Raw genomic sequence first — 14,095 nt, forward strand, 5'->3', positions numbered from 1 at the left:
GGCCGCGCCGTCGCAGCACTCCTGCACGGCGCGGTTTTTTATTGTTCTTAATTAAGCTGTCTCCCGCTTTGGTGCCAATATGTGGCACACTTCGGGCTCGTCTATGCAAACCTTCACCGGAGCCCATGAGTCTTATGCAGAATTTGCCCTTCGAATGGCTGGTCGGCCTGCGCTACACGCGCGCTGGCAAGCGCAGCGGGCGCAATAGTTTTATCTCGTTTATTTCGCTGATATCCATGGCCGGCATCGGCCTCGGTGTCGCGGCTCTGATCGTCGTGCTGTCCGTCATGAACGGCTTCCAGAAGGAAGTCACGGACCGCATGCTGTCCGTGCTGGCCCACGTGGAAGTGTTCGATGCGCGCGGCGCCATGCCGGACTGGCACGCGGCGGCGGCCGAAGCACGCCGCAATCCCGCCGTGATCGGCGCCGCCCCGTTCGCCGAAACCCAGGGCATGCTGGTACGTGACGATGTGCTGCGGCCTGCCATCATCCGTGGCGTGCTGCCGGAGCAGGAGCCGAATGTGTCGGACGTGGCCAAGCAGACGCGCCGCGGCAGCTTCAATGCGCTGCAGCCGGGTAGCTACAACATCGTGCTGGGCATCGAACTGGCGCGTGCCTTGCGCGTCAATCTGGGCGAAAAGGTCACGCTGGCGCTGGCTCAAGGCCAGCCCACGCCGGCCGGTGTGCTGCCGCGCGTACGCACCTTCACGGTGGTCGGCATATTCGAAGCCGGGCATAACGAATTCGATTCCGCGCTGGCGTTTGTCCATCTAACCGATGCGGAAAAGTTGCTGCGGCTGGATGCGCCGGCCGGCCTGCGTTTGCGGCTGGTAGATATGCATCAGGCGCCGCAAGTGGCGCAGCAACTCAAGAACAGCATGTCGGGCGACTTGATCATGCGCGACTGGTCCAAACTGAATGCCAACTGGTTTGCTGCCGTACAGACGGAAAAACGCATGATGTTCATCATCCTGACGCTGATCATCGCCGTGGCAGCGTTCAATCTGGTGTCGACGCTGGTGATGACGGTGACCGACAAGCAGGCCGACATCGCCATCCTGCGCACGTTGGGCGCGACGCCGCGTTCCATCATGAAGATCTTTATGATACAGGGCGCGTTGGTGGGCATATTGGGCACCATCATTGGCGTCGGGCTGGGCGTGCTGGTGGCGCTCAACATCGACGTGATCGTACCGTTTATCGAGCATTTACTGGGAGTGCAGTTCTTGTCCAAGGATATCTATTACATCAGCACCGTGCCGTCCGACCTGCGCTGGCCTGACGTGTTCAAGATCGGTGGCGTGGCCGTACTGCTGGCGTTTGTGGCCACGTTGTACCCGAGCTGGTGGGCCGCCCGCGTGAAACCTGCGGAGGCACTGCGTTATGAGTAATCAGGAAGCTTTGGTACTGTCGTGCCGCAATCTGGGCAAGACCTTCACGCAGGGTAGTTATTCGGTGCAGGTGCTGAACGGCATCGACCTCGATGTGCGGCGCGGCGAGCGCGTGGCCATCGTCGGCGCTTCCGGTTCCGGCAAATCGACCCTGCTGCATCTGCTGGGCGGCCTCGATACGCCGACCCGCGGCAGTGTGACGCTGCAAGGCAAGGACTTCGCCAGCCTGAGCGAAAGCGTACGGGGCGAGCTGCGTAACGCGGCGCTGGGCTTTGTCTACCAGTTTCACCACCTGCTGCCGGAGTTCAGTGCGCTGGACAATGTGGCCATGCCGCTGATGATACGGCGCCAGCCACGCGCCCAGGCAAGCAGCGCGGCGCAAGACATCCTGACCCGCGTGAATCTGGCCAAACGCGTCACCCACGTGCCGGGCGAGCTGTCCGGCGGCGAGCGCCAGCGGGTTGCGCTGGCTCGCGCGCTGGTCACCCAGCCAGCCTGCGTGCTGGCGGACGAACCGACCGGCAACCTCGATCAGGCCACGGCCCAGCAGATCTTCGATCTGATGCTGGAACTGTCGCGCACGCTGGGTACAGCCTTCGTCATCGTCACCCATGATCTGGAACTGGCGCGCCGCTGCGACCGCGTGCTGCGGCTGACCGATAGCGGCCTGCAGCCGTATCAGGACTAGCCCATGTGGATCGATACCCACTGCCATCTGGATGCGCACGAGTTTGCCGGAGATGGCGTGGGGCAGGCCGTGCTGGCGCTCCAGCAGGGTGTGCAGATGATCGTGATACCGGCTGTCGAGGCGGCCAATTTCGCCACGGTGGCGGCGCTGGCCGCCAGCGCCGGCAATGCCAGCTATGCGCTCGGCATCCATCCCATCTACGTTCCCCAGGCCAGCGAGGATGATCTGCTGGTGCTGCGCCGGCAGGTCGAAGCCGCCATGGCCGATCCGCGTTTTGTCGCGCTGGGCGAAATCGGGCTGGATTTCTTTATTCCCATGCTGACCGAACTGGCCATGCGCGAGAAGCAGATCCATTTCCTGCGCGAGCAGCTGAAGATCGCGCGCGAGTTTGAACTGCCGGTGTTGCTGCATGTGCGGCGTTCGCAGGATGTGGTGCTCAAGCATGTGCGCCAGATCCGGCCCGCCGGCGGCATTGCTCATGCTTTCAATGGCAGCATGCAGCAGGCACAGGCCTATATCGATGCCGGCTTCAAACTGGGTTTTGGCGGCGCAATGACCTATACCCGCGCCTTGCAGATCCGCCGTCTGGCCACGGAGCTGCCGCTGTCGGCCATCGTGCTCGAGACGGATGCTCCCGATATTGCACCGAGCTGGATACATCCGGGCCGCAACAGCCCGGACCAGCTGGCCCGCATCGGTGCCGAACTGGCCCAGTTGCGCGGGCTGCCCTTAGCAGAAGTGGCGCAGGCCACCACGGCCAACGCGCAGGCGGTACTGCCCCGGCTGCCCCTTTGATGCAGTTCAAGCTAGCAGCAAGTGCTAGCGCACGGTAGGTTTTCCGGCGGCGTGCACGCGCATAATCAGCAGACCTGAAAGCCATCCTGACCGGAGCGACGCCATGAAAAGAGCGATAGCGCTGTGCTGCTGTGCCATGCTGCTGGGCGTTGGCCTGCCTGTTGCGGCTCAAACCAGTGAGGTGATCGAGCGCGTTGTCGATGTGCCGCGCTGCAGCCAACCGGCCGCCAAAGTAGTATTTTCTGAATTCAAATGCAAATCGGCTGATTGCTCGAGCGGGGCAGGGCAGAACGATCCGCGCCAGTACCGCTGGTGGGAGCGTGCGGGCAATGTGGCCCAGCCCAGCTATACGGGAGTCGGTACAGGCATGACAGAAATGCTGGCGACGGCCCTGACCCAAACCGGCTGCTTTGATGTACAGGAGCGCGCCACGATCGATGAAATCAACCGGGAACTGGCGTTGGTCGGCAAGAAGGTGGAAGCGGAAGCAGCGGATTATCTGATCAGCGGCTCGATTACATCACTGGGCTTCGAGCAGAGTTCGACGGGGCTTGGCGGCTTGAGTAGTCTGGGGGGCGTATTGGGGCTGATCGCCGGTTCCATCGATTACAAGAAATCGCGGGTGCACATGAATATGGATATCCGCGTGGTGGACGTGCGGCGGGCTCGCGTCGTCGCCTCGCGCACTTTTCAGGCGAATAACGAGAAGAACGGTTTCGGCATAGGCGCACTGGGCTGGGGTGGCGGCGTTGCGCTGGGCGGCAACCACGCCAGCATCAGCGGCTCGCCGCTGGAGGAAGTGGCGCGCGACCTGCTGGTACGGGCCAGCTCTTTCATCACCACGACGCTGGCAGCAGCGAATATCACTGAGCATGTGGCCGTGCAGGCCAGCAATGTCGCGCCGCGCTAGTTCGCGCTAGGCGTAATGTCGGTCTTGCGTGCAGGTAGGGCGATAGGCACTTCGGGCTAAGTCATGCGGCTGTTCAGCATCAGCTTTGTCGGTGGTGTGCTGCTGTTGCAGCAGCAGGCCAGTTTGCCGACGTGGCCGTACGTGCTGGCTGCTGCCGCATGTATTTGCGGCCTTGCCCCGCTTGATAGGCTTGGTGTGCAGCGCCGCTACGGCCAGTGGGGCCGCCGGCCAGTGGGGTTGCTGCGCCATTTGCCGCCCGTATGCTGTGGCGCTATCGGCGGCTTCCTTTGGGCTGCGTTGCTGGCCTATCTGGCGCTGGCTGAAAACCTGCATCGGCAGGACGAGGGGCGCGATCTGCGTGTGACGGGCATCATCGACAGCCTGCCTAGTCGGAGTACTCAGGGGTTGCGCTTCAATTTCCGTGTTGAGCGCGTGCTGTCACCAACGGCGGGCGCCATCCCTGCACGGTTAGCGCTAGGTTGGTACAGCGGCTACCACCAGCCGCAGCAAGGGACAGCAGCATTGCCCGCGCTGCACGCGGGCCAGCGCTGGGAGCTGACGGTGCGTCTGCAACGCCCACACGGCAATGCCAACCCGTACGGCTACGATTACGAAGTGTGGCTGCTTGAGCAGGGCCTGCGTGCCACGGGTTATGTACGCGACACCGGCAAGGCACGACTGCTTGATGCCTACGCTGCCTGCGCTACCTGCCTGATAGAAGTCGCGCGCGGTGGGCTGCGCAGTCGTATCGAAGCCGAACTGGCGGGACGGCGCTATAGCCCAGTCATCGTGGCGCTGGTGGTGGGCGATCAGCATGGCATCCGTGCGCCCGACTGGCAGGTTTTCACGCGCACGGGCATCAGCCACCTGATTTCCATCTCGGGTCTGCATGTCACCATGGTGGCGGGTCTTGCCGCGATGTGCGCGGCTTGGTTATGGCGCCGTTCCTTCTTCACCGCGGCGCAACTGCCTTTAGTGCTACCAGCCCAGAAAGTGGCGGCACTAGCCGGTGCGCTGGTCGCATGGTCATATGTAATGCTCGCAGGCTCAGGCGTTCCCGCCCAGCGCACGCTGTACATGTTGCTGGTGGTCGCGCTGGCTTTGTGGAGCGGGCGCATTGCCCGTTTCAGTCACGTGCTGTGCAGCGCGCTGCTGCTGGTGGTGTTACTCGATCCGTGGGCAGTGCTGTGGCCAGGCTTCTGGCTCTCGTTTGGTGCGGTAGCGGTGTTACTGTACGCAGGAAGCGGACGGCTGCGAGGCAGCAGTCACGGCCAGCAGCCCGATCCCGGCAGTGGGCGTCAGCCGGTAAGCAGGCCACTGCTGGCACGTTGCCACGGCGTGTTGGCCGAGGCGGCGCATGCGCAGTATGCCGTGACGATGGGCTTGTTACCTTTGACGCTGCTCCTGTTTGCGCAGATATCGCTGGTCAGTCCAGTGGCCAACGCGCTCGCGATACCGCTCGTCAGCCTGATTATCACGCCATTAGCATTACTGGGCAGCGTGGCGCCACAACCGTTGTGCTCACTGCTGTTGTGGCTGGCGCACGTCCTGTTCGCCATGCTGGCGCAGTTGCTGACATGGCTCGCAGCGCAGCCGCTGGCAGTGTGGCAGGCACCCGCTGCATCGCTGGGGCTGTTCTGCTGGGCCTTGCTGGGAACCTTATGGCTGCTGGCTCCGCGCGGCTGGCCGCTACGCTGGCTCGGGCTGGCCAGTTGGATTCCGCTGCTGCTAGCCCAAGCGCGCGCACCGTGCCCGGGCGCCATGCAGGTAACAGCGTTCGATGTGGGGCAGGGCATGGCTGTGCTGGTGGAAACGCACAACCACCGCCTGCTGTATGACACGGGCCCCGCCTATGGACGGGAGGCCAATGCGGGCAGCCGCATCATACTGCCCTACTTGCAGGCGCGCGGTATCGCCATGCTGGACGGCCTAATCGTCAGCCATAGCGACAGCGACCATGCCGGCGGCGCGCAAGCCATCCTCGCGGCCATGCCGAGCGTGCCGCTATGGTCTTCGCTGCCTTCAGGGCATGCGCTGCTGCGCATGGCCGGACAGTCCATGGCGTGCAGGGCCGGCCAGCAGTGGGACTGGGATGGCGTGCATTTCGAGATGCTACACCCGCCTGCAGCGGAGCTGGCAGCGCAGGGCATCAGACCGAATGCGCGTGCCTGCAGCATGAAAATCAGTTCGGCTGCTGGTAGCCTGCTGTTGGTGGCGGATATCGAAGCTGCACAGGAGCACGCACTGGTGCAGCGTTATGGCAGCCAGTTGCGCGCCAGCGTGTTGCTCGCGCCCCACCACGGCAGCAAGACCTCGTCCACGCTGGAGTTTCTAGAGACTGTACAGCCCGAACACGCGCTGTTCCAGCTGGGTTACCGCAATCGCTACCACCATCCCCATCCCGCTGTCTGGGCCCGTTACGGCGCGCAGCAGATCAAGCGCTGGCGCACCGACGAGAGCGGCGCGATCGAACTCAGCTTCGATACGACTGTGCAGATCAGCGCCTATCGTGAGCGCCACGTGCGCTACTGGTACGGCCGATAAATTAGAGCCTTTTGCCCAAGTTCTGGCGCCTGACTGCCATTACAATCGTTCAAAAACAACGATAGGGAGACTGCTTGTGAGTAAGCCCAAGCTGCATTTTGCGCATGCCAATAGCTATCCGGCAGGCGTGTACCGCCAGTACTTTGCTGCGCTGGAGCAGGATTTCGACATCCAGGCGCTGGATATGCACGGCCACAGCACCCATTACCCCGTGAGCGATGGCTGGCCCAAGCTGGTGGAAGAGTACATCGGCGAACTGACCGCCCGTTACACTGAACCGGTGATTCTGGTCGGGCATTCGCTGGGCGGCATGCTGAGCCTGATGGTAGCGCGTGCGCGGCCCGATCTGGTGCGTTGCGTGGTCATGCTCGATGCGCCCGTGGTGGCCGGCTGGCGTGCCCTGTTCTGGCGTCTGATCAAATTGAGCGGCAATGCCTTCCGTGTGCCGCCGGCCAAGAACTCTATCCGCCGACGCAATGTGTGGCCGGATGCCGAGGCGGCCTACCAGCATTTTGCCGGCAAGGATATCTTCGCTGCATGGGCGCCCGGCGTGCTGCACGACTACATCAGCAGCGGCCTCAAACCCCATCCCGAAGGCGTGCAGCTGCGTTTTACGCGCGAAGTTGAAACCAGTATCTATGCCAGCCTGCCGCACCATCTGTCGCGTCTGGTGAAGCGGCCTTTCCCCACGCCGATAGGCTTTATCGGCGGCACCGATTCGTGGGAAACCAGTCAGTCCGGCCACACCCACACGCAGGCGCTGGTGGGGCCGCATTTCCGCATCATACCGGGTGGCCATTTGTTCCCTATGGAGTCGCCCGAGCTGGCGGCGCAGGAAACCCGTGCCATGATCGTCAATCTGCTGGCCGAGGCGGGGAAAGAAAGCGGGAAAAAGCTGCCTCAGCGCAGGGCTTTCGCGTAAAATCTCGGGCATCCGGCGCGCCTGCGCCGCCCTTGAACTTAAGGATAGCCTTGCGATGACGATTAAAAGCGATAAATGGATACGCCGGATGGCGGAGCAGCACGGGATGATCGAGCCTTTCTTCCCCGATCAGGTACGTCAGGAAGAGGGCCGCAAGGTGATTTCCTACGGCACTTCGTCGTATGGCTACGATATCCGCTGCGCCGATGAATTCAAGGTCTTCACCAACATCAACAGCACCATCGTCGATCCGAAGAACTTCGATTCGAATTCTTTCGTGGATGTGAAAAGCGATGTCTGCATCATTCCGCCGAACTCGTTCGCGCTGGCCCGCACCATGGAGTACTTCCGTATTCCGCGCGGCGTGCTGACCGTCTGCCTCGGCAAATCGACCTACGCCCGTTGCGGCATCATCGTCAACGTGACGCCGTTCGAACCCGAGTGGGAAGGCTATGTCACGCTGGAGTTTTCGAACACCACCCCGCTGCCTGCCAAGATCTACGCTGGCGAAGGTTGCGCCCAGGTGTTGTTCTTCGAGAGCGATGAAATCTGCGAAGTGTCCTACAAAGACCGTAACGGCAAGTATCAGGGCCAGCACGGCGTGACGCTGCCCAAGGCTTAAGCGCAGGCTTTACCCATCTTTACACTGTGCAGGCTATGTCCTGCACAAACGCGACCGTTAACTACATTAATGGTAACGTTTTAGGGAGGTAAAGATGGTTAGCGCAGTAGGTTTCAGTACATCGGCAAGTGCCGCCAGCAGCAGTTCGGATAGCAGCAGTGCAATTGCCGCGCTACAGAAGCAGCTGCAAAGTTTGCAGAAAGATCTGGTCGAGGCCAACAAGGACACGTCCGAATCCGGCAAGCAGAAAGCCCAGCTGATCGAAGCGCAGGTGCAGGCCATACAGGCCCAGATCGCCGCGCTGCAGGCCGCTGCGGCACAGAAGGCGGCCCAGCAGGCGTCACAGCAGAGCAGCTCGCAGCAAAGCTCGGCGAGCAACAGCACGAGTGCCAGCACGAGCGACAAGCGCTATGACACGGTCGGTAGCGTGATCGATACGACGGCCTGATGGTCGCGCAGGGCGGGGGCGGATGCAGCCCCTGCCGCTCAGCGCTTGAGCGGCAAACGCAGTTCCACACACAAGCCACCACCGTCGCGGTTGGTGGCTTTTATTTTGCCGCCATGGGCTTCCACCACATGGCGGGCAATCGCCAGCCCCAGCCCATGGCCTTCCACGCCAGCGTTACTGGAGCGGAAGAAGGGCTGGAAGATGGTATCGAGGTCCTGCTCTGCCACGCCGGGGCCGCGATCCAGTACGCGCAAGGTCAGCCAGCGCCCGCCCTGTGGGGTGTCCGCATGTAGCTCGACCAGTCCGTGCTCGGGGCTGTGCTTGATGGCATTGCGCACCACGTTTTCGATGGCGCGCGCCAGCAGTTCGGCCTGGCCGGAAACGATCACGTCCGTATTGCCATGCAGTTGTACTTCGCGCTGCAGGCTGCGGGCTTCAAACGCCGCATCGTCGGTAATCTGTTCCAGCAGTTCGGCCATGCCGACTTCTTCCTGACTGGTGCGGATGGCGCCCGCTTCCAGCCGCGACAGGGTCAGCAGTTCGCCCACCAGTTTATCCATGCGCACGCTTTCCAGTTCGATGCGCTGCATCGACGCCGCCATCTTTTCCGGCTGCTGGTGGGCCAGTCCGATCGCGGCCTGCAACCGCGCCAGCGGCGAGCGCAGTTCGTGCGACACATCATGCAGCAGACGGGTCTGGCCATCGATCAGGGTGCGCAAACGCTCCGTCATGCGGTCGAAGTCGCGCCCCAGATCGTTGAGTTCGGCGCTACCCGTGCCACGGCCGAAGCGCGGTGCCAGATCGCCCTCGGCAGCCGCATCGAAGGCCTGACGCAGCGCGCGTATAGGGCGTGAGAAATACCAGGCCAGGATGACCGAGAACAGCAGGCTGGCCAGCGTAGCGGCGGCCAATGGTATCCATGGCGTCATGGGGCCACGGTGCATGCCGCCACGACCGTCGAAGCCGTCGCGTGGTGGCGGCGGACGCGACTGATCCGGCTGGGCCGCACCCGCAGCGTTGATGTCGCGGGCTTCGCCACCGTTGCGGTGCGGCTCGGGGCCGTGGCGCTGGCCCGGCAATTCCAGCAGCTTGGGCTCGGTCAGGCTTTTCAGGATGGGGCGGTCCAGATTGAAGCCATGGGCCGGCAGATACAGTAAATAGAGTTTGCCATCGGCACCGCGTTGCTGGCGCAGGCCGCGCTGGCGTTCATCGCGCTTAAGCATGGCGCGGGCTTCGTTCACGGTGGCAGCGCTGAATTCGCGCCCCAGCAGTTCGTGGTTCTGCTCATCGATGGCGTACACCTGATAGCGCCCACCGGCTTCCAGCATGCGGCGCAGCGCGGCACTGCCGCCGAATTCCAGCGTGCTGGCCGCTGCATTGATGGCCATTTCAGCGGGTGGGCTGGTGTCAACACTGCGCAACTGGTTTTCCGATTGCGCTCGGCTGCGCAGCCAGACTGCGCCACCTATGCCTATGGTGGCCGTCAGCTGGGCCAGCAGTATGCAGACAAAGAATTTCCAGAACAGGCGGCCCACAGGCTTATTCCTTGATGAGCTGGTAGCCTAGCCGGTACACCGTTTGCAGGCAGGAACGGCCATCGGCGATGGTGCCGAGCTTGTGGCGCAGGCTGCTCAGATGCACGTCAATATTACGGTCGAAGCGGGCCAGCGGGCGGCCTAGTCCCTGTTCCGACAGGGTGTTCTTGCTGACTGGCTTGCCGGCATTACGGGCCAGTACTTCCAGCAGATTGAATTCCGTGCTGGTCAGTTCCAGCTTGTTGCCCGCCCACGCAGCGCGGCGCTGTTCCGGCCACATGGTTAGCTGGCCGACGGTCAGTGTGGCCGGCATGCCGTTGTCGAGCGGGGCACTCTGGGCGCGGCGCAGGATCGCGCGTATGCGGGCCGTCAGCTCGCGTGGGGTGCAGGGCTTGGTGACATAATCATCGGCACCCAGCTCCAGGCCGACGATGCGGTCGGTATCGTCGCCGCGCGCCGTCAGCATCAGGATGGGCAACTGGCTGTGGGTGCGGATGCGGCGCAGCGTCTCTAGCCCGTTCATGCGCGGCATCATCACGTCGAGCACGGCAATGGCATAGCTGCCGGTGCCTGCCTCGGCCGTTCCGGCCTCGCCATCGTGCACCGTTTTCACTTCGAAGCCTTCTTGCTCCAGATATTCCTGAAACATGCTTACCAGTTCGACGTCGTCGTCGATCAGCAGAACCTTGCTCTTCATTGCAACCCAACATGATGTGTGAATAGACCGATCATAGCAGTACGCGCGGGCGTAGCGGCGGGGTTTTACCCGCTTTTACAAAGTGTTTCCACAAATCAATTGATTGGCTTTACATCGATTTACCTATGGCTAACGTTGCTTAACAAACAGCGCGCCGACAATGGTAGCTCTTACTACCAGACGAGGATTGCAACGATGAAAATTAAGAATGCCAGCGCAACTCAATTCCTGCTGGCGGGACTGCTGGCCTTGCCGCTATTGCCCGGCCATGGTCTGGCCAGCGCCACGGAACTGGACGTGGATGGCGCACCTGCCCATCCTCACATGCTGCAAAGCGGCCCGGGCGCGAAGCCGGTGCCGGTTCGCGCCGAGGGCGGCGAAGCACGCCCAGGCGGCGCAGCGAATGGCGGCCACAACCACGCCGAAGGTCCGGGACCGCAGGGCGGCATGGGGCCAGAACGCGGCCACCCACCTGTGGGTGAAATGGGCCCGGGCCACCGTGCTCCCTTCCTGCACGGCATAGATCTGACGGAAGCACAGCAGGACAAAGTGTTCGCGATTTTGCATGCACAAGCGCCCTATCTGCGCGAGCAGGGCAAGGCTGCCGCCAAGGCCAACGAAGCGCTGCGTGCACTCGGCCACGCCGAGCAGTACGACGATGCCAAAGCAGTGGCACTGGCCAAGGAAGCCGCTACGGCCATGAGCAACATCGCGTTGCAGCAGGTGCGCACCGAACAGAAATTGCTGGCGGTACTCAGCGCGGAACAGCGTAAGAAGCTGGCCGATCGCCCTTTGCCACCGCAGTCACGCCCTTGAATCGCTGTCACAACGTTAGGAGTGAACCATGTCCATTAATGCCCTGAGTAACAGCAGCACCAGCCAGTTAAGTTTCCTTAGCCGTGTAGGCAGCAGTGCCAGCAGCAGCACCGAAGCGAGCCGTGGCGCACCGCCGCCCAAGCCGCCGGAAGGGGGCGGTTTTGCCTCCGCCATTGCCGATGCCCTGAAGTCTATCGGCATCGATGATTCCAGTTTCTCCAGTAGCAGTAGCACCAGCAGCACCAGCAGCGCTAGCAGTGATAGCAGCACCAGCACCAGTAGCGACAGCGTGTCCGATGCACTGGGCAGTTTCCTGCAAAGCCTGATGGGCGCGTTGCATGCCCAGAGTAGCGGCAGCAGCGGTAGTGGCGAAGCACCGCCCTATGGTGGCGAAGGCCAGGGTGGTGGTCCCGGTGCTGGCGGACCCGGTCGCATGGAATCGGACCTGCAAAGCCTGCTTTCCAAGCTAAGCTCAGGCTCGAGCGACAGCAGCGCGAGCAGTGACAGCAGCGATGCGGTGAGCGAGCTCGAAAGCAGCTTCGCCAATTTGCTCGACAAGCTGGGTGTCAGCGCCAGCACCACCAGCGTCAGCAGCGATGGCACCGACGGTACCGACAGCACCAGCAGCAGCACCAGCAGCTCGGATACCAGCAGCAAGCTGGCCGCCTTCCTGCAAGCGCTGGCGAGCAAAGTGGAGAACCGCGGTAGCAGCGGTAATCTGGTCAATACTACGGTTTAAACAGGATGCCCATGAAGCATAACGACAACGCCCATGGCCACAGTCTGGCGGAAGACCTGAGCACCATGCTCAAGCTGGGTAGCGACCGGCGCCAGACTCTGCGCTGGCTGCTGGCCGGCGCGTCCGCTCTGCCACTGGCAAGCTGTGGTGGCGGTAGCAGTACCACGGCTGCCTCCAGCACGAGCAGCACAAGCACTGGCACCAGCACCACCGGCACCAGCACGACCACGCCGGGCACCAGCACCACGCCGACCAACGGCGCCTGCAGCGTAATACCGGAAGAAACGGGCGGTCCTTATCCCGGTGATGGCACCAACAGCAATAGCAGTGGCATAGTCAACGTGCTGACTCAACTGGGCGTGGTGCGCAGTGACATCCGCAGCAGCTTCAACGGCATGACGGGCACGGCTGCGGGCGTGCCCCTCACGATCAAGCTGCAGGTAGTGAATGCGAATGGCAGTTGCGCAGCCTTGGCTGACTGCGCCGTCTATCTGTGGCACTGCGACCGTGATGGCAACTATTCGCTGTACTCGAGTGGCGTCACGCAGCAGAACTATCTGCGGGGCGTGCAGGCGGCCGATAGCAATGGCAGTCTGACATTCCAGACCATCTTCCCGGGCTGCTATTCGGGCCGTATGCCGCATGTGCATTTCGAAGTCTATCCTTCATTGGCCAAGAGTACCAGCGCGGCCAACCGGCTGAAGACGTCGCAATTCACTTTCCCGATGGCGACCTTGAACGAAGTCTACGCAACGACGGGTTACAGTACCAGCGTACGCAATCTAGCCCAGATCAGCTACGCGACCGACAATATCTTCAGCGATGGTTATTCCCTGCAGATGGCCACGGTCACGGGCAACCCAACAGATGGCTATGTGGCCACGCTGACGCTGGCGGTGGCCAGCTAAGCAGAAAAGGGCAGGCGGCCGGTGGATGCCGGCGGCCTGCCCAGGTGGGACGGGGCAGTGTTACAGCAAGCCGTCGATAGTGGCGTTCAGCTGGGCCTTGAGGCCCACCAGATCGACCGTGCTACCGCTGCCATGAGCCACTTCCGTGTAGATGCCATCACCATTGCCGTCATGGTATAGCTCGTAGCTGGTGTGGCTGCCGCGCGTCTGCACTTCCAGCACATAGCCCGCTTCCAGTTGCTTGTAGGTGGTGTTGCTGCCTACGGTCAGCGTGCTGGTGCTGCCGTCGGCGCGCACCTGCTGCACCTGTGTCACCGCGCCACTGGCATCGATGGTGAATTTGGCGCGGTCGCAGCCTTCCACATCGAGCACGGTGGTGGCGCTACCGGCCTGCACAAACGTCTTGGCATCCGACGCAATCACATACTGGCCAGCCGTGCTGCCCGCCACGTAGGTGATGGTCTCGACGACATTGTCATGCACGCTGGTTTCGACGATTTTGCCATCGGCACTCAGGGCATATTGGCTGGTCGGGGCGATAGCTTCGGCATGCGAGCTAGTGCCACGTACGTGCTGTACGCCCGTCACGACTCCGTCGCTGATGGTGAAGGTGTAGGCGCCGCCATTGCTGCTGGTCGTGTTGTTGAACACAGTCAGATCGGAGAAGATATGGTACAGACTGCTATCGCTGGCGTCCTGCACGAACTGTATGGTCTCGGTGGCTTTGGTGCCCGTGCGCGTCTCGGTGATGCTGCCGCTGGCGATGCTAAACGTGGCATCGGAGGGCAGGCGCATGGTGGATGTGTGGGTACCATCAACGCGTGACATGCCGGTCACTGCGCCATTAGTGATGACGAATTTGAAACCTTCGGGTGTGCTCATGGCCTAACTCCTCTTGTGATGGACAAAACACTAGGCTAGTGGAGGGGCGCTCGGCTGTCTATTCGGGGGGATGTAAAGCTAAGAGGTCAAATTATTTCAAACTGTAACGGCCAGTTTCCAGCCTGTAAAAATAACAATGCCGCCCGGCTTGCGCGGGGCGGCGTGGGACGTACCGTGCCGGCCTAGCCATGGAGCTAG

Annotated in this window: 14 protein-coding genes; 11 read left to right on the forward strand and 3 right to left on the reverse strand. The window is 62.2% G+C overall.

Going from position 1 to position 14,095, the window contains the following annotated elements:
- Positions 1–125: 125 nt before the first annotated feature.
- The 8 genes from GM655_RS08060 to GM655_RS08095 all read left to right on the forward strand — a co-directional run bounded on the left by GM655_RS08060 (position 126) and on the right by GM655_RS08095 (position 8,320).
- The gene (locus GM655_RS08060) at positions 126–1,391 is read left to right on the forward strand and encodes a lipoprotein-releasing ABC transporter permease subunit (RefSeq protein WP_155434004.1); all 1,266 of its coding nucleotides are present in this window, start codon (positions 126–128) and stop codon (positions 1,389–1,391) included.
- Positions 1,384–2,079, forward strand: coding sequence for a lipoprotein-releasing ABC transporter ATP-binding protein LolD (gene lolD, locus GM655_RS08065; protein ID WP_155434005.1), 696 nt, complete (start codon positions 1,384–1,386; stop codon positions 2,077–2,079). Before GM655_RS08060 ends, lolD begins: the two co-directional genes overlap by 8 nt.
- Positions 2,080–2,082: 3 nt before the next feature.
- Positions 2,083–2,874 (forward strand): TatD family hydrolase, encoded by a 792-nt coding sequence (locus GM655_RS08070; RefSeq protein ID WP_155434006.1) that lies wholly within the window; start codon positions 2,083–2,085, stop codon positions 2,872–2,874.
- Positions 2,875–2,977: 103 nt separating this feature from the next.
- Complete coding sequence (locus tag GM655_RS08075) at positions 2,978–3,784, forward strand: CsgG/HfaB family protein (protein WP_155434007.1); 807 nt, start codon at positions 2,978–2,980, stop codon at positions 3,782–3,784.
- Positions 3,785–3,847: 63 nt separating this feature from the next.
- Positions 3,848–6,328: a DNA internalization-related competence protein ComEC/Rec2 gene (locus GM655_RS08080; protein WP_155434008.1), complete on the forward strand. Its 2,481-nt coding sequence runs from the start codon at positions 3,848–3,850 to the stop codon at positions 6,326–6,328.
- Positions 6,329–6,404: 76 nt separating this feature from the next.
- The gene (locus GM655_RS08085) at positions 6,405–7,250 is read left to right on the forward strand and encodes an alpha/beta hydrolase (RefSeq protein ID WP_371866735.1); all 846 of its coding nucleotides are present in this window, start codon (positions 6,405–6,407) and stop codon (positions 7,248–7,250) included.
- A gap of 55 nt (positions 7,251–7,305) precedes the next feature.
- A complete protein-coding gene (gene dcd / locus GM655_RS08090) occupies positions 7,306–7,872 on the forward strand; it encodes a dCTP deaminase (protein WP_155434009.1) in 567 nt (188 codons plus the stop codon).
- Positions 7,873–7,966: 94 nt separating this feature from the next.
- Positions 7,967–8,320, forward strand: a complete 354-nt coding sequence (locus tag GM655_RS08095) for a FlxA-like family protein (protein WP_155434010.1) — start codon at positions 7,967–7,969, stop codon at positions 8,318–8,320.
- A 38-nt stretch (positions 8,321–8,358) separates the two neighbouring features.
- Here the strand turns inward: GM655_RS08095 and GM655_RS08100 are convergent, their stop codons facing one another.
- Together GM655_RS08100 and GM655_RS08105 are read right to left on the reverse strand one after the other, a co-directional pair.
- A complete protein-coding gene (locus tag GM655_RS08100; RefSeq protein ID WP_371866736.1) occupies positions 8,359–9,855 on the reverse strand; it encodes a sensor histidine kinase in 1,497 nt (498 codons plus the stop codon).
- Between the two features lie 4 nt (positions 9,856–9,859).
- Positions 9,860–10,552: a response regulator transcription factor gene (locus GM655_RS08105; RefSeq protein ID WP_155434011.1), complete on the reverse strand. Its 693-nt coding sequence runs from the start codon at positions 10,550–10,552 to the stop codon at positions 9,860–9,862.
- 195 nt (positions 10,553–10,747) lie between these two features.
- On the opposite strand from GM655_RS08105, the gene GM655_RS08110 reads away from it, so the two are divergent.
- From GM655_RS08110 to GM655_RS08120, 3 genes are read left to right on the forward strand one after another with little or no spacing between them, the layout of a single operon-like run.
- Positions 10,748–11,368: a Spy/CpxP family protein refolding chaperone gene (locus GM655_RS08110; protein ID WP_155434012.1), complete on the forward strand. Its 621-nt coding sequence runs from the start codon at positions 10,748–10,750 to the stop codon at positions 11,366–11,368.
- A gap of 28 nt (positions 11,369–11,396) precedes the next feature.
- Positions 11,397–12,107, forward strand: coding sequence for a hypothetical protein (locus tag GM655_RS08115; RefSeq protein ID WP_155434013.1), 711 nt, complete (start codon positions 11,397–11,399; stop codon positions 12,105–12,107).
- A gap of 11 nt (positions 12,108–12,118) precedes the next feature.
- The gene (locus GM655_RS08120; RefSeq protein WP_155434014.1) at positions 12,119–13,015 is read left to right on the forward strand and encodes an intradiol ring-cleavage dioxygenase; all 897 of its coding nucleotides are present in this window, start codon (positions 12,119–12,121) and stop codon (positions 13,013–13,015) included.
- A 60-nt stretch (positions 13,016–13,075) separates the two neighbouring features.
- Here the strand turns inward: GM655_RS08120 and GM655_RS08125 are convergent, their stop codons facing one another.
- A complete protein-coding gene (locus tag GM655_RS08125) occupies positions 13,076–13,897 on the reverse strand; it encodes a hypothetical protein (RefSeq protein WP_155434015.1) in 822 nt (273 codons plus the stop codon).
- Between the last annotated feature and the right edge of the window lie 198 nt (positions 13,898–14,095).

The organism is Pseudoduganella danionis (genome assembly GCF_009720775.1).
Classification (GTDB): domain Bacteria; phylum Pseudomonadota; class Gammaproteobacteria; order Burkholderiales; family Burkholderiaceae_D; genus Rugamonas; species Rugamonas danionis.